Below are 14,315 nucleotides of genomic sequence, written 5' to 3'. Positions count from 1 at the left end.
CGCTGTGCCGTTCAGACCGTGAGGAACGCGACCTTGGTCGACGTCTTCAGGCGCGGAACCACGCCGGCCTGGATCGGGATCACCGGCGTCAGAGCACCGTGCAGCAACAGCAGGCCGTTGCCCGCAGCCGCGGTGCCGATGCCCAGGTGCGTGGCCGTGCCCACGGCAGTGCCCGCCACTTCCAGGAACTCGAGCGCATTCACGAGGAATGCCTCGTTCCCGATCACCGACCAGCCCGCCGGGCTGCGCGGCACGGCGATCCGCGCATAGCCCGGATACACGAGCTCGTTAGTGCTCTGGTTGGCGCCGGCACCTGGCGCAGCGGTGAGAAGACTGATGTAGAGATCCGTCGACGGATTCACGGAAGCGTTGTCGGCCAGCCCGGCGATCGGCGTACCGAGAAGAATCAGTTTGACGAAAGCGTTGGCGGATGCGGATGAATATGCCATTCGGAGCTCCTGGTTTGAGTTGGTTGGTTATGCAAGCGAGAGGTTGTTGGCGGGCTGTTCGCCCATGAAGTCGGCCAGGTTGCAGCTGGCCGGGATATCTGAGGCATCGAGCCCGTCGATGAAGACATGGGCTGCGCGCTCGGCAGAAAAGCAGGCCTGCACGTGATCGGCGATGGCGCGCGAGATGGCTTGGGCTTCTTCGCGCGTAAGCGTGACGAAGCCATCGACAGCCTTGAAGTCGATGCTGTCGATCGCTCCGGCGTCCATCTCGACCAGCATCTGGGCAAGCGCCGCGCGGTCTTCGCGGCCCGTTCGCACGCGCAGCCCGCCAGGCAGCGTCAGGCCGCCGGTCTCCGCGCTCCAGCGTTGCTCGGCGAGATCGGCCTTGAGCTGAGCCCTCCGGTCATCCGGCGTGCGCGGATCGCGCCAGGCATGCGACGACCAGTCGAAGACATGACGCTCGCTCGGTCGCTCAGGCAGCAGCTCGGGAGAGCCGTTGCAGATGTATGAACCCGGTTCTGCCGGCCCCAGATAGACGGACTCTCCGGGCCCTGCCTGTGCACGGCACCACTCGACGGTGGCTTGCGTTCCAGTGCAGCGGATCTCGCCGGTGCGGGTGTTGTAGACAGTGAAATGAGGCATGGTTCAGCGGCGCGTGGAGAGCGCGTAGATGGAAGAGCCGGCGGTGCCGACCTGTGCGGGAGTAATGAGACTGATCGAGTGCCAGCCAGGGTTCAGAGACACCTGAATGCCGCCGGTCACGGTGGTCCCGGCAATGCCAGCTCCCAGCCATCGCAACGCACCGTCGACGTACAGAGATACATAGGCCGTCTGCATCACGAAGACGGAGCCCTGGATGAAAGTCTCCAACGGCACACCGCCAGGTATGAAGTGATTGACAGAGACCGTGTTCGACGCGGACGATGCGAAAGAAGGCACCGTCACGGCCTGCCCACGCAGGTTCAACGTATCGATCACATCCAACTGATTGATCGTCAGCCCTTCGTTCTGCAGGTTGAAGCCCGGCCCCCACAACCGGAACCGGCCGGTGGCGTTCTGCATCTGCAGCCCCATGCCGTTGCAGTTCAGCTCGACGAAGGTGTCTCCGCTGGTGTGGCGCGCGAGCACCCAACCCCAGCTGCCGTCGTAAATCCATTTGTTCGCGCTACGCAGGTACCCCCAGCCGCCCACTCCGTCACCGGAAATGTCAACCTGGCCCGCATTCACGTAGCCCAGACGAGAGGTGATCGCCGACAGCCGATCCACGCTGATCGAGCGCGCGAGGATGCTGCCGTCGACCACCAGCGTGCCGTCGATGCCGACAGTCGATGCACCGGCCACCGAGCCCACCACAAATGGGTAATTGATCTTGCCGTCAGCGACTTCCTGCGCCACGGCAAACTTGTCGACAAGCACCGTCATGTTGCTCGTCCGGTTGTCGGTGCCGATCGTGATGCCAGCAACCTTCTTGTCCGAAGTAACTTTCAGACTCCATCGAGACCAGAGCTCACCATCTCGAGTAGCGCGCGCCTCTGCTTCCTCCTGAATCGACGTCTCCGCGTCGTTGACACGTGCAAACAAAGACGAACGCTCGAGGGCAGCCGCGGCTTCGGCTGAGGCGCGCGCGGTCGCCTCGCGCCGAATAGCTGCAACGGCACCTCGGTCACTGGCTTCGGAGGTGAAAGGCGTGACCGGGAAACGTCCCTGTTCCACCTTCACGAACCGCACGCCAATCGCTCCTCCCGCGGCAAACCCTCTCCACAGGAACACGATCCTGCCGGAAGCTGCACTGGCTGGCGCAAGTGCCTCCACCGCGAAATCATTGCGGCGCAGTTGCTCATTCATGAAGCCGTGCCGGCCGTCCTTCATGTTGCTCGTCAGGCCCAACGACGCACCCATCGCATCGAAGAACTCGAGCGCAAAACCACTGCTGCCTGCATCGCTCTCGAACACAGAGTCCCCTGAGCCGGCATACCAGGTACCGGGCTTCGCGATAAAGCTGCTGCTCGCCAATCGCCCATCGGCGGGATTCGCGCCATGCAGACGTGCCGACGTACCCCAGTCGTCTTCCACGACATTCCAGTCATTGCCTTGCTGGTCCCACTTGTCGAGATCGAACTCGAACCCGCCGTTGAACACCAGGTTGGCGCGCACGTAGCCCACAGCACGCGCCGAGACGATGTCGATGCGCTGCGCCAGCTGGTCGGCCGTGTCGCTGACCACCTTCTCCACGTGCGTGATCGCGGTGCCGCGCTCGATGGCCTCATCGACCAGGCGCTCGCTGATGCCCGAATTGACGTTCAGCAGGTCCGCGATCTGCTCGTCGAGACCCTCCTGCAGTTCCTTGATCGCATCGTCGATCGAAGGCAACGAAGCAAGCTGCACATATCCCGCATCGCTCGCATTGCCCGCCGCATCGAACGCAGTCACCCAATAGACCCGCGTCGCAGCCACCGGCTCGTTGCGCACGAAGTTGAGCGAGCCCGTGCGCCCGATCTCGGTCGCCTCGGCCAGCGTCGGGCCCACCTTGACGATGTACGCCGAGATCGGCTGCGTCGTGCCGCAGGGCTGCCAGGCCATCTCGATCTGCGAACCCCACACCTCGCCGCGCACGATTGGTTGCGCAGGCTGCGCGATCTCGATCGTGGTCGAGATCGGCACACCCCACACCCCCTGCGTGTTGCCATGCTGCGCCCAGACCTTCACCGTGCCCGTGGGCAGCCAGCCGATGTTCGCGGTGAGGGCCTTGCCGGTCCAGCGCTCCACCGCCGTCTCGAAGGTCGGGCCGATGAAGATCCGCGTCGCACCCCATTCGAGCAGGTCGATGCCTGCGGGGGCGGACCAGCGCGCGATCACGCCATTCGCTTCCACCGAAAGGCTCAGCCCCTCGACGTCGCCTGGCTTCACGCTCGCGCCCTGCAGCGTGTGCGTGACCATCGTCCAGTAGCTGGACGCATAGGCCGTCATGAAGCGCGCGCGCACCTGGTACTCGCCGTGCACTTCCAGGCCGAGCAGGAAGGTCTCGGTGGCCGTGCCGGGCAGGGTGACGCTCTGCCAATCGCCGACCGGCGTGGTCGTGCGCCATTGCACCTGCACGTTCCCGCCGCGGCGCACTGCATCCTCCGCCGACGCGGACCAGCTCACGCGCGCGCGGATCACCAACGTGCCGCCCTGCTGCACCATTTGCTCCTGGCCGCTGCGCACCTGCAGGTCGAGCGGGGGCTGCGGCAGCAGGAAGGGGTTGGGCAGATTAGTGTTGGGCGACGGATCGCGCAGCACCTCGTCGGCAGTGTCGTAGAAGGCCTCTTCATCCTCGATGACCTGGAACGAGAGCGGCGAGCTCATCGAATAGGTCCAGTCCTGCACCCGGAACGGCTTGTTGGCGAAGCCGTACAGCGCACTGGTGAGCACGATGCGGTCGCCTGGCTGCAGGTGCCAGGCCAGCATCTTCGGATGGACCTGCAGCACGAAGCCGCCGCGGCTCTGCTCCACCAGCACGCGCGCAATCTGGTGAGTGCGGGCATGAGCCGTAGTGAAGGGCAGCACGAGGTCGAGGAACTTGTCCTTCTGGTCGTTCTCGCGGAAGACCGCGTTCTGGTACTGCTTGAAGTCTTCCGACACGCCGTTGCGCGTGAGGTTGACGTACGTGCCCCTCGCGCCGTTGTAGCGCGCGGTGCCGGGGTTGCAGGTCTGCACCACGGTGATGGGCGCCAGCAGGTCGTCGTCGGTCAGCGAGAGCACCGGCGTGGTCCAGGCGCCAGCCAGAATGCGCCATACGCCGCCCGACTCGAGGCTGTAGCCGGCCATCGTGTCCTCGAGCTGCTGCCGCGTGCTGTCGCGGTCCTGGTCCGATCGGAACATGCCGTCGCAGGTGTAGCGCGCCACGCTGCCGCCGTAGTTGGGCCGGTCGGCAGCCACAGTGGCAGGGTTGTAGATGGCCGTGTCGCAGGCGTTGGCGGCAACGATCAGCGCGTTCTGGTCGATCTGGTCGTTGGAGGCCAGGTAGCCTTCTTCCGAGCGCAGAAAGTCGGCCAGGCACAGCGCGGGGTTGCGGCTGTACGCGGTCGCGCCGGTGCGCGGGTCGTAGACCTTCTTGCCCTTCACGTTCGCGGTGATGGTTGGCAGGCCGCCCTGGAAGCGCTCGACGAAAAGGTTGAGCGTGACCACGATGTACGTGTAGCCGCTGAGCTTGTGTGCTTCGGTCCAAAGGCCCTTGCTCGCGGGCCACGGATCGAGGTTCGCACGCATGTACGCATCGGCCGTGTCGACGCCATTGGGCGACAGGTGGATCTGCACGTTGACGCCAGGAATGCCGCCGCCGATCGATTCCGAATCGGTGACGATGAATTCCGGGTTCGACGAGTAGCCGTTGGCGTCGAGAGCGCCGATGGAAACACCGTCGATCTGGATGTCGGTCACGGCTTCGCAGGGGTGCGCGGCCAGTACCATCACGACGTGCTTCAGGTGGCTGTATTCGCCGCCAGTGAGCACTGCGACCACGGCGCCGCCGACCGGTGCGGGCTCACCGTAGATGACGGTGTGCGGTGCGTCGGATGCAAGGATCGTGGTGGTGCGCTCCTTGATGTTCGCGACGTCTTCGGCGAGCTTGCGTGCCGCAGCGGCCTTGGCCTGCTTCTTGGCTTGCATGTTGCCGTAGGCGCTCGACACGATGGACAGTCCGACGGCAACCCACGCGGCAGTAGCGCCGCTGCCGAGCAGTCCGACGATCGCGCTTATCCCCGAGATGACGTCCGCATTGGCTGCGCCGCAGACCGAGAGCAATGCGATGGCGAAAAATGCACGTCGAATCAGATACGCCATGTCGCAACCCCCGCACCAAGTGGCAGAAACACCAGCCGATCCGCCGCGGGCGCCGCGATATGCGACCCCGTGCAGATCCCGAAGCTGTAGCCCGACACACGCCCCACCTTGCCGCCGCTGCGCGCCAGCACCACGTCGCCGCGCTGCGCCATCGCCCCAGGCAGGGAGGGGCCGAGCCGCGCGGTGGCGGCCGACAGGAACCCACCGGCCGCACGCACGACACGCATCGCAGCCAGCAGGTTCTTTCTTCCGACAGGCGCATCGGCGGCGCGCAGATCCGCCAGCGGGTCCTTGCCCGTGCACGCAATGATCCAGTCGGCCGCGATGTGCGCGCAGTCGTGCCGGAAGTACTCGAAGGGCACGTCTCTTCGTGCCGCGATGAAATCGTCCAGGTTCTTCGTCATGTTCATTTGCCTCGTGCTCGGGCCCAGTAGTTCAGTGCCATCTGCAGGTACTTGTTGACCCACACGGTGGGCGACCCGATCATGGAATTCAGGTACTCGAAGCCGCGCTCGCCGGGGTGCCTGACCTGGTGCTGGGCATCGTTGGTCCGCAGGGAAGCGGGGTTCGAGCGCACGTCGTAGGAGGCCGTGCGGCACTCCATTGCGATCTTTGCGGTGGTGCCGTCGCGCTCGACCTTCATCTGGTCCATGACGCCCGCGAAGCGCAGCACCGGCTCGCCGCTGACCTGCAAGGTGCCGGCGTCGAGCAGCGCGATCCACACGCGCACGCCCCTGTCCTGGTATTCGCTCGGGTCACCGAGCGCGAGCGCGCGCGTGCCGATGTCGACGGGCGACAGCGTGAGCGTGAGCTTCTCCGCCGCACCGTCTTCGCTCTCGTGAAGCTCGCCGATGGAACCGAGATGGCCCACGCCCTGCCACGTCTCGCCCATCAGCTGGAGACTGAGCGGCCAGTTCGTGAAGCGCGCGGTGCCGCTGCGCAGCTTGAGCTCGACGAGGGCCAGCTGGCCGTAGGTCTGGGAGCGCGCGGCTGCTTGAAAGCCGGAGCTGGTCAGGATGGTCATTGTTCCCAGGACTCCATCAGGTCCAGGCTGAAGCCGCCCTGCGTGCGCGACTCCGAGGCCCAGGTGGTCTTGGTATCGACCCGCCGCATCAGGCAGGTCGGCCGGTCCCAGATGACCGCGCTGCCGGCCACCACGGGCGTGCGCAGCACGGGCTCGAACCGCACGGTGATCACGCCTGCGGCGTCGGCCACCGCATCGGCCTGCACGTGCAACATCTGCCGCTGGTTCGAGCCCTGGTTGACGCCGATCCAGTCGCCCTGCAGCAGGCTCTTGCCCGCTTCGGACACGCCCATGCGGATCGTCAGCTCGGAGGCGCCGGCAGCAGCGGCCACCGCGGTCCACGCACCGCGCGCCGTGCCTCGCGGCACCGGCTGCAGCATGTCGTGCACGGCCAGCAAGTTCACCTGGCCACGCATCGAATGCACGAGCGAGCGCCAGGCGGCGGCGTCCCGCATCAGCGGAATGCGCTCCTCGCTCACCAGCGTGCAGGTGCGGCGCGCCGGGCCGAGCACCGCCACCTGCATCGCGCCCGATTCGCTGTTGCTGAAAGTCAGGTCGTAGGCCTGGAGGCCGAAGTCCTGCCGCTTGACCGGCAGGTCGGACGGAAGTGTCACGATGTTCATTGGGGCAGCACCTTCACACGCTTGAGTTGTTCCATCTGGCCGCGGTTGTTCTCCGCGAGCAGGCGTTGCATGTCGGCCATCACCGCGCCGCGGTCGGAACGCGCGTCGATATGGAAGACGTTGGAGGGCGCGAACTGGATCGTCGGCACGGCATTGCCGCCACCGCCAGGCGCGCTGACCCCGAGGCGGCCGTCCGCGCCGCGGCGCAGAGGCATGATTGCTTCGGGGCCGGCTTCGCCCATGAGGCCGATGCCGCTGGCGAAAGGGAAGAACGTGGGCTGGCTGACGACGCTGTTGGCGTATGCGTGCAGGCCTGGGGAGGCGAAGACGTTGCCCTTGGCGCTGGCGATGCCGAAGATGCTCAGCACGCCGCTCACGAGACTGCCGAACCAGCTTCCGCCGGAGCCTGAACTCGAACCAGTGCTGCCGCCTCCGCTGCCGCCGGAAAAGATTCCCTTGAACGCGCCGGGAAGCCAGCTGGAGAACGCCTCGACGGCCGGCTTCAGCGTCGCGTCGTAGAGCGCGTCGGCAACCGACGCGGTGATCTTCTTCTTGAGCGATTCGCCCAGCTTGTCGAGTGCATTGTCCTTGCCTTCCAGCAGGTTCACGAAGCCCTCACGGAAGGCGCCGCCGATGTCGTCAGACATCTTCTTGGCTTTGTCCTCGTTCTTCTTCTTTTCCTTATCGGCGGCTTCAATGCCTTCGGCGTTGCGCGTGACTGTCAGCAGCTTCTTTTCCGCGTCGATACGTGCCTCCAAGGCATCGAGGTAGCCGGGAATGACCTGCTCGGTGTTGTCGAGGTCCTGGTACTGGCGCTCGAGTTGAGCGATCGTCAGCTCTTTCAGAGTCGACTTGGTTTTGCCGTGTGCGACGTTCTGCGCTTCCAGCGCCGTCGTTTGCTCAAGAACACTGGAAGTCGACTTGCGCATCGATTCGAGCAACTCGCCCTGGCGCGTCTTTGCGGATTCGAGCGGTGACTGCTCGGTGCGCGCTTCGCCGCCTTCCGCGCGACCTTTGTCTGCAGCTTGCTTCGACGAATCCCCTGCGCCAGCCTTGCAGTCGCAGCAGACGACCTGGACGCGAGACCGCAAGCCATCGCGCTCGGCATGCTGGATGCCAGCATCCAGACCGCGAGCTGCCGACGAGCTGCGTGAGCGCTCCGCGGAGCCGGATACCGATGGAGCTGGAGCCCTCTTGCTCTGGTGAGCCGCCAGTTTGGCGACAAAAACATCGGCAACTCTTTCGACGTCGCTGGTTTCCTTGGCCTCCACGGCCGCGTCGACCGCGGACTTGGCTTCACTTGCGCGCGCGCCTTGCGCCATCGCCTGCCTGCCTTTCAGCAGGCCCAGTTCTCTCTGCCTCTCGGGTTCATCGACCCAGTACTGCGATGCGGGTCTGCGCGGGAAGCCGACGACAGCACCTCCTCCCGTCTCGGCCATGGGACTGCCGGCACCGCCATCCCGGCGCATGCGGTTGTCACGCGCCGTTGCGGCGCGCTCGTAGTCTTGCCGCGTCGTGGTCCCTCGGCCGACATTGCGCACGAGGTCGTTAGGCAGATCGCGCAGCTCACGCGCAAGCATGAGAACCCGATCCGGAAAAAACATGTCCTTGATCTCTTGTCCGGTCTTCTGGATCGAGGCTGTAGCAAACGCCCTTTGCGCGACGACAGCGGCGGCCTGGTTATCGCCTCGAATCACGAAGTCTGCGATCTGCTTGGCATTTTGAGGAGTCAGGAAGTTGCTCTTTTCGTTGAGCTCCTTGGAACGCCCCAGTGGATCGCTTGCCAGCTTTTGAAACTCCCCCACGGTATCGTTGATCGGAGTACCCAGTCGATTGAGTTCGAAGGCTGCCTTGGCCGCTTGCTGCAAGACTTGAAGTTGCACCTGGCCCGACGCAACCATGCCGCTCAGGGCTTCTGCCGCTTTCGCTCGCGATCCGGTGGGCCCCGCGATCTCTATTTCCATTCTCCGAAGGTCGTCGTTCGTCACGGAGGCATAGTTGCCACTCGATGTCCTTGCTCGGGAGTAAGTCGCGTCTTCTCTCATTCCATCGACAGCGCCTTCGGCCACGAAGCGAGCCGTCTTCGCGGCAAGCTGGATGCGTGTGCCACCTCGAAGGGCAGCGGTCATCTGGGTGGCAGCACCCGCAAGCTCCTTCAGTGCGTTCGTTGCGGCAGGCAACTCCTTGGTCACCAGCGAAGAGCCCGCAAGAGCTCCGTTTGTTTGTTCAGCAGCCATGTCTGTATGGTCCGTGTGAGCTAAGAAAAAAATGAGGCCGACATCCGCCGGCCCCATGCTTCCTCGATGGCCGGAGGCCCTCGCGGCGCCGCTAGACGTTCAGCACCGCGATGCCTTCGTCTTCCATCACCTGCAGCTGCAGGAACACTTCGCGCTGGCGTGCGCGGGGAATGCCAAGGCGCTTCATGGCGACGTCGACGGCGCCGAAGTCAAGGCCCTGGAACCACGCGCCCGCCGCCCCCGCGACGACCCGCCACTGCGTTCGGCAGGCATGGAACACCTCGAATGCTTCCTGGTGTTCGGGCCATAGCTCGAAGGGTGGCGGGCCGCCGCCGCTGGCCGTCGAAGAGACGAGCCTGACCGGGTCGAGACCGAGCGACGCGCACTGGCTGCGGAGATCGTCGTCCAGCTCGTCGTGGACGCGATGCGCTGCTCCGAGCACGAGGCGCGCGGCGCCTCTCAGTTTTTTACTGCGGCCGGGTACGCGTGTTCGAAGTAGCTGTAGGCAATGGCAGCCTCGAAGGACGGCCACTCTTCCACCGCCGCGGCGCGGTTCTCGGTGGTGCAGATGAAGGGCGCGCCGTCGTCGCCGTCCAGGCCCTTCCAGTCGGCCAGCACCATGTCGAGCAGTTCCCTGTCGGTGAGGGTCCGGCCTTCGAGGCGCGACTGCAGGGTGTCGTTGTCGGACTTGGTCAGGCGCTTGAAGACGGCACTGAAGCGCACTTCCTCGACCTGGCCGTCGCCCGGCACGCGCATCACCACCGGCGCGACGAAGGTCGGCTTCACAGCGATCTTGAGTTTCTGGGGCATCTCTGTCTGTTCCTCTGTCCAGTGGGAATGGTGATGACGACGAAGCTCAGCGAACGACGATCAGCCACTCGTCGTTGCCCGCGCCGGTGGGCACGAACTCGAGCGGCACGGTGATCATCTGCACGCCGTCGACGTCGCTGAAGGTCGGCTTGCCGATCTGCGCGTGCGGCGACACGAACTCGACGACGTTGGTCGGGCCCTGGCCGTGCTTGAGCGCCAGGTTCACGCGCTGGCTGGCGCGGGCCATGCCGATCCAGTCCTTGGTGGCGACGGAGGTGTTCTCGAAAGTGACCGAGCCGGTCGACACGCGCGCGGTGATGTCCACGGCATCCACGGTCATCAGGTCGCGCTTGATCACGGTGTTGCCCGCATCGAAGCTGAAGGCATTGGCGGCCACGCCCAGGCCGTCGAGCGTGAGGGTGGTGTTGGCCTTGTTCACGCCCAGCGGGTCCATGAACTTGGCGTAGTCGGCCACGGGCAGCGGTGCGTCTTCGGCGGGCACGAACAGGCCGGTGAACTCGAACTGCCACTTCGGGATGCCCTTGGCATTGATGGTGGCCTTCACGTTGCCGTGCGCGTCGGTCATCTTGTAGACGGTGCCGTCGACGTTGCCGTAGATGGTGAGCGACTCCAGCGCGTCGGTGGCCGGCGTGAAAGTGGTGCTGACGCCAGGCGCGGTGTTGACGCTGATGGCACAGCCGCGCATCAGCGCGGCGTACGCGGGCACGTCGCCGGCCGCGGCCACGCCCGCGATCTCGACCGAGAACGCGATCTTGCTGTACTGCGTGACCAGCACGGAGCCGCGCGAGCCGAAGTAGGGGCGCACGTTGTCGCGCTGGACGACGTCGCCTTCGATGGGGGTCAGCGTGACTTCGCTCACCAGGATCGCGTTGGCCGCGCCCGTGGGCAGCGCGTCGGTGCCGCGTACCGTTTCAGCCTTGGCCAGGATGGCCATCTTGCGCATGAGTTTTGCCATGTCGGCGTTCTCCGTCAGTTGGTTGGTTGATTGACTTGGGTTGTCGAAAGGAAAGGTCTGCCTGCGTGCAGTCAGAGGTAGCGCCAGGTCCGCAGCTGCAGCGCGACGCCGTGACAGCGCACGCCGCAGAAGGTGACCAGGCCGGTGCCGTCGACTTGCACGCCGTCGGTGCGCTTGTCGTCGGTGAGCGGGCCGGAGGCGCATGCGCCGCCGAAGGTGGGGTCGGCGCGCACGGCGTCGCGGATGTCTTCGACGAGCGCATCCAACACCAGCTCCGTGGCGGCGGCATCGTCGAAGGCGAGATAGCCGTGCACGGTCCAGGTGTCGACGCTCATCGCGCGGCCTGCGGCATTCACGCTGCGCTCCTCTGTCGCGATGCGGCGCAGCCACCAGCCGCGCAGCTGCTGGCCGCCGCCCGGCAGGTCGTACATGAAGAGCGCGCGCTGCGCGGCTTCGTCGACCAGGGAGCGCTCGCGGTCGTGAACGCGGCCGATCTGGGGCACGTTGCTCAGCGTCTGCACGATGGCGCTGCGAAGGGTGTCGAGACGGCTCATGCCTGGGCTCCGTTGCGTGTGTGGGAAGTCGAGTGACTGCGGTTGGGGAGTTGCATCGATTGCTTCGTTGGTTGGTGTATGAACTGTCGCGGCGAAGGCTTGTTTGGCTGAGGCCGACATCCGCCGGCCCCTTGCATCGATGCATCAAAAAAATCAGTTGATGCCGGGCGCGTTGCGGAACCACTGCTTGACGGCCTCGGCGAGCAGCGCGGTGCCGACGGCCATCGCGCCGCCCGATGCGGCACCGAACACGGCCGCGCGCTGCTCGACGGTGCGAAGCCGCCCGTCGAGCGCATCGAAGCGTGTGTCGAAGCCGTCCATGCGGCGGTTCTGCCTGTCCTGTCCGTCCTTCAGGGCCTGCACCAGGCCGTGGATCTGGCCGAGCAGCAGGAGCTCCTGAGTGCGTGCGTGGAGATCGCTCATTGAGTGGGTCTTTCTGTGAGGAACTCGATCAGCGCGCGATACCGGAGACGGTCCGCGGCGCATGACCTGGCGTTGATGTCGTGGTTGGTCCAGGCGTCGTCGACGGTGAGGCCGGCATCAGCAGCACAGGCTTCGCCGGAGGTGTCAGCAAGTCCGCAGGCACCCGCGGGTACGTCGGTGCCCGTGAGGGCGCTGTTCCACATCCAGACAGCAGCAAGGCTGAGGCGATGAGGGCCGCGGACAGCGTCGCGCTGCGCGTCGCCAGGCGGCGCAGCATCCGGTGCCGGTCCGAATGCGGCAGCCTGCGCAGAACGGGCAGGCCGCTCAGCGCGGCGATCAGGAACAGCAGGAGGAATGACAAGAGAAACGCGCTGACGTAGATCACGGGTCGGGCCTTCCAGGGAGAGGTAACTGGACTGCAGCGCGCTCGCGCCGAGCTGGTACTGCGCCGAGGCGGCGCGTCCGCGCTCGTACTCGGCCTGCAGGTCTTGCGCGAGCTGCGTTGCGCGCTGCGCTTCCTTCTGCTGCCAGGCCGCACGCTCCTGCATGCGACCGGCGCCGTGGATCGCGAAGCCGGCTGCTGCCAGCAGCAGCGCAATCAGCACGCCGGCGATCAGGCCCGCCCAGGCCCTGGCCGTGAGGTTCATGGCGCATTCCCCATGCACTGCGCGTGCAGCTTGAGGCGGTCTTTCCAGAGACCGGCGCAGGTCTTGTTGCCGGGTGCGGAGCAGTCGACTCCGCCCGCATACTTCCAGCCGAGGATCGCGTCGCACGCACCCGCGTAGTCGCCTGCATTGAGGCGCTGCACCAGCACCGAGGTGCCGCCCTTGCGGCCGCCGGTGCAGAAGTTGGATGCGCCGATGTTGTAGGCCAGGCTCACATACGCGTCGTACTCGTTCTGGTGCAGCGGCACCTTCACGCATTGCTTCAGCGCGTGTTCGTAGGTCTGCACATCGCGCAATGCGCGTTGCAATGCAGGCACGGGTGTGGTGGTGTCGCCCATGCGCACGCCCTCGGTCGTACCGAAGCCGATGGTCGGCACGGCCGAGCCATGAACAGGGTCGGGGTACGCCCTGTCGCTGTAGCCCTCGCGCGCGACGATGCCGACGAGCCCGGCGGCACTGAGCGCGAGCACGGCGAGCATCTGCCGCGGGGTCTGGCCCCGCTCACGCCCGCAGCGATGCCTGATGAAGAAGAAAGGTGTTCGGGAAGTGTCTTTGCCCATGGCCCGAATCGTCGGGCGCAAGGGTCAAATGGCTGAGGCCGACATCGGCCGGCCTCGGCTTCAGGAAGCGTTGCTTCCTACACTGCGACGCCTGTCGCGAGGCTTCAGATTTCGCCGCCGTGCCAGACGACGCGGCCGCTGATGTGCAGTTCCGCCGCCTGCTCGGCACTCAGCACCTGCGGCTTGTACGCGGGGTTGTAGCTGATGATCTGCAGGCCCCCGGTGGAGAAGTCGCGCTGCAGCACCTTCACGTAGTCGTGGCCATCGAGCTGGATGACGTACACGCCGTCCTGGTCGAGCGACTTGGTCGCGGTGTCGACCAGCAGGATGTCGCCGTTGTTGATCTTGTCGGCCATCGAGTCGCCGCGCGCATGGACGATGCGCGCATGCGCCGGCTTCACGCCCTTGCGCGCCATCCACGAACGGCTGAACGCAAAGCGACCCATGTGGTCCTGCGACCCGTTGACGGCGCCGTTGCCGGCGCTCACGCGGACGTCGAGCAGGTCGACCAGCACGAAGGCCTCGTCGTCCAGCCCGGTCGACAGCTGGCTAGGCGGATGAGCCGACTGAAACGGGTTGAGCTCGGCGGGATCGACCCCGAGCGCGATGGCCATCACGTACAGCTGCTCGAGGCTGGCATCGCTGACGCCCCGCTCGATGCGTCCCACGGTATTGAAGTGGAGCCCGCTGCGCTGGGCGAGGTCGTCGATGGTCAGTCCCTTCTGCTTGCGCAGATCGCGCACGCGCGCGCCTTGCGCCAAGGCCAGTTCACCGACACGAGCCTTCACCTCGGTGTCGTCGGGTGGAGTGTTGATTTGCGGCGTCACGGTAACTCTGGTTTGTGTGAACGCGCAGATGCTAGACATCTGGAAGCACTTTTGCAACCCATTTCAGGTTAAAGAATTTCAAAAAGTTCGTTTTCATGTTTTTCTTGATTGCAAAAACTCACACGATGTGCATAATCGAGGCAACAAACACAAAACAGGGTATTCATATGAACTAACACCCCGTTTGGGTTAAAGGCGTGTGTGCAGCTGGTCAAAACAACCCGATCCGGTTTGAAAAGACACCAGAGCACGCGCGTCGACACCGGCAAACCGAGCAGCAGTGCCACGAGCGAGGAGGAACGTACTGTGAGAAGAGACCAAGCCAGGACCAGCGCCCCGGCGCGCC

The 14,315-nt window shown here is 65.3% G+C and carries 15 protein-coding genes; all 15 read right to left on the bottom strand.

Annotation, left to right across the window (positions count from 1 at the left end):
* Window positions 1–11: 11 nt before the first annotated feature.
* Complete coding sequence (locus AC1VNX_RS01475) at window positions 12–449, bottom strand: phage tail fiber protein (RefSeq protein ID WP_483155157.1); 438 nt, start codon at window positions 447–449, stop codon at window positions 12–14.
* 27 nt (window positions 450–476) lie between these two features.
* Window positions 477–1,091, bottom strand: a complete 615-nt coding sequence (locus AC1VNX_RS01470) for a DUF4376 domain-containing protein (RefSeq protein ID WP_483155156.1) — start codon at window positions 1,089–1,091, stop codon at window positions 477–479.
* A 3-nt stretch (window positions 1,092–1,094) separates the two neighbouring features.
* Window positions 1,095–5,270, bottom strand: a complete 4,176-nt coding sequence (locus AC1VNX_RS01465) for a phage tail tip fiber protein (protein WP_483155155.1) — start codon at window positions 5,268–5,270, stop codon at window positions 1,095–1,097.
* Window positions 5,258–5,680 carry a DUF6950 family protein gene (locus tag AC1VNX_RS01460; protein ID WP_483155154.1) on the bottom strand — a complete coding sequence of 141 codons (423 nt, stop codon included), beginning with the start codon at window positions 5,678–5,680 and terminating at the stop codon, window positions 5,258–5,260. Before AC1VNX_RS01460 ends, AC1VNX_RS01465 begins: the two co-directional genes overlap by 13 nt.
* Window positions 5,677–6,294, bottom strand: coding sequence for a hypothetical protein (locus AC1VNX_RS01455; protein WP_483155153.1), 618 nt, complete (start codon window positions 6,292–6,294; stop codon window positions 5,677–5,679). Before AC1VNX_RS01455 ends, AC1VNX_RS01460 begins: the two co-directional genes overlap by 4 nt.
* Entirely contained in the window at window positions 6,291–6,917 is a 627-nt protein-coding gene (locus tag AC1VNX_RS01450) for a hypothetical protein (RefSeq protein ID WP_483155152.1), read from the bottom strand. The genes AC1VNX_RS01455 and AC1VNX_RS01450 overlap by 4 nt, the downstream gene beginning before the upstream one ends.
* Window positions 6,914–9,154: a phage tail length tape measure family protein gene (locus AC1VNX_RS01445; protein ID WP_483155151.1), complete on the bottom strand. Its 2,241-nt coding sequence runs from the start codon at window positions 9,152–9,154 to the stop codon at window positions 6,914–6,916. Before AC1VNX_RS01445 ends, AC1VNX_RS01450 begins: the two co-directional genes overlap by 4 nt.
* Window positions 9,155–9,245: 91 nt before the next feature.
* Window positions 9,246–9,596 (bottom strand): DUF1799 domain-containing protein, encoded by a 351-nt coding sequence (locus AC1VNX_RS01440; RefSeq protein WP_206169142.1) that lies wholly within the window; start codon window positions 9,594–9,596, stop codon window positions 9,246–9,248.
* Window positions 9,597–9,613: 17 nt separating this feature from the next.
* Complete coding sequence (locus AC1VNX_RS01435; RefSeq protein WP_483155150.1) at window positions 9,614–9,964, bottom strand: hypothetical protein; 351 nt, start codon at window positions 9,962–9,964, stop codon at window positions 9,614–9,616.
* Between the two features lie 46 nt (window positions 9,965–10,010).
* Entirely contained in the window at window positions 10,011–10,940 is a 930-nt protein-coding gene (locus AC1VNX_RS01430; protein ID WP_483155149.1) for a hypothetical protein, read from the bottom strand.
* Between the two features lie 71 nt (window positions 10,941–11,011).
* Window positions 11,012–11,494, bottom strand: a complete 483-nt coding sequence (locus AC1VNX_RS01425) for a hypothetical protein (RefSeq protein WP_483155148.1) — start codon at window positions 11,492–11,494, stop codon at window positions 11,012–11,014.
* Between the two features lie 153 nt (window positions 11,495–11,647).
* A complete protein-coding gene (locus tag AC1VNX_RS01420; protein WP_483155147.1) occupies window positions 11,648–11,917 on the bottom strand; it encodes a hypothetical protein in 270 nt (89 codons plus the stop codon).
* Window positions 11,914–12,564: a hypothetical protein gene (locus AC1VNX_RS01415; RefSeq protein WP_483155146.1), complete on the bottom strand. Its 651-nt coding sequence runs from the start codon at window positions 12,562–12,564 to the stop codon at window positions 11,914–11,916. Before AC1VNX_RS01415 ends, AC1VNX_RS01420 begins: the two co-directional genes overlap by 4 nt.
* Window positions 12,561–13,142 (bottom strand): lysozyme, encoded by a 582-nt coding sequence (locus tag AC1VNX_RS01410; RefSeq protein WP_483155145.1) that lies wholly within the window; start codon window positions 13,140–13,142, stop codon window positions 12,561–12,563. Before AC1VNX_RS01410 ends, AC1VNX_RS01415 begins: the two co-directional genes overlap by 4 nt.
* A gap of 104 nt (window positions 13,143–13,246) precedes the next feature.
* Entirely contained in the window at window positions 13,247–13,969 is a 723-nt protein-coding gene (locus AC1VNX_RS01405; protein ID WP_483155144.1) for an XRE family transcriptional regulator, read from the bottom strand.
* Between the last annotated feature and the right edge of the window lie 346 nt (window positions 13,970–14,315).

It is taken from the genome of Variovorax sp. TLI9-5A (genome assembly GCF_056867935.1).
This window is presented reverse-complemented; position numbering and strand designations above follow the sequence as displayed.

What these genes read in the sequence shown, in the direction of transcription:
- AC1VNX_RS01455 (WP_483155153.1), bottom strand. Translation starts at nt 6,294, where the DNA reads ATGACCATCCTGACCAGCTCCGGCTTTCAAGCAGCCGCGCGCTCCCAG.
- AC1VNX_RS01475 (WP_483155157.1), bottom strand. Translation starts at nt 449, where the DNA reads ATGGCATATTCATCCGCATCCGCCAACGCTTTCGTCAAACTGATTCTT.
- AC1VNX_RS01465 (WP_483155155.1), bottom strand. Translation starts at nt 5,270, where the DNA reads ATGGCGTATCTGATTCGACGTGCATTTTTCGCCATCGCATTGCTCTCG.
- AC1VNX_RS01435 (WP_483155150.1), bottom strand. Translation starts at nt 9,964, where the DNA reads ATGCCCCAGAAACTCAAGATCGCTGTGAAGCCGACCTTCGTCGCGCCG.
- AC1VNX_RS01430 (WP_483155149.1), bottom strand. Translation starts at nt 10,940, where the DNA reads ATGGCAAAACTCATGCGCAAGATGGCCATCCTGGCCAAGGCTGAAACG.
- AC1VNX_RS01445 (WP_483155151.1), bottom strand. Translation starts at nt 9,154, where the DNA reads ATGGCTGCTGAACAAACAAACGGAGCTCTTGCGGGCTCTTCGCTGGTG.
- AC1VNX_RS01470 (WP_483155156.1), bottom strand. Translation starts at nt 1,091, where the DNA reads ATGCCTCATTTCACTGTCTACAACACCCGCACCGGCGAGATCCGCTGC.
- AC1VNX_RS01410 (WP_483155145.1), bottom strand. Translation starts at nt 13,142, where the DNA reads ATGGGCAAAGACACTTCCCGAACACCTTTCTTCTTCATCAGGCATCGC.
- AC1VNX_RS01450 (WP_483155152.1), bottom strand. Translation starts at nt 6,917, where the DNA reads ATGAACATCGTGACACTTCCGTCCGACCTGCCGGTCAAGCGGCAGGAC.
- AC1VNX_RS01420 (WP_483155147.1), bottom strand. Translation starts at nt 11,917, where the DNA reads ATGAGCGATCTCCACGCACGCACTCAGGAGCTCCTGCTGCTCGGCCAG.
- AC1VNX_RS01460 (WP_483155154.1), bottom strand. Translation starts at nt 5,680, where the DNA reads ATGAACATGACGAAGAACCTGGACGATTTCATCGCGGCACGAAGAGAC.
- AC1VNX_RS01425 (WP_483155148.1), bottom strand. Translation starts at nt 11,494, where the DNA reads ATGAGCCGTCTCGACACCCTTCGCAGCGCCATCGTGCAGACGCTGAGC.
- AC1VNX_RS01415 (WP_483155146.1), bottom strand. Translation starts at nt 12,564, where the DNA reads ATGAACCTCACGGCCAGGGCCTGGGCGGGCCTGATCGCCGGCGTGCTG.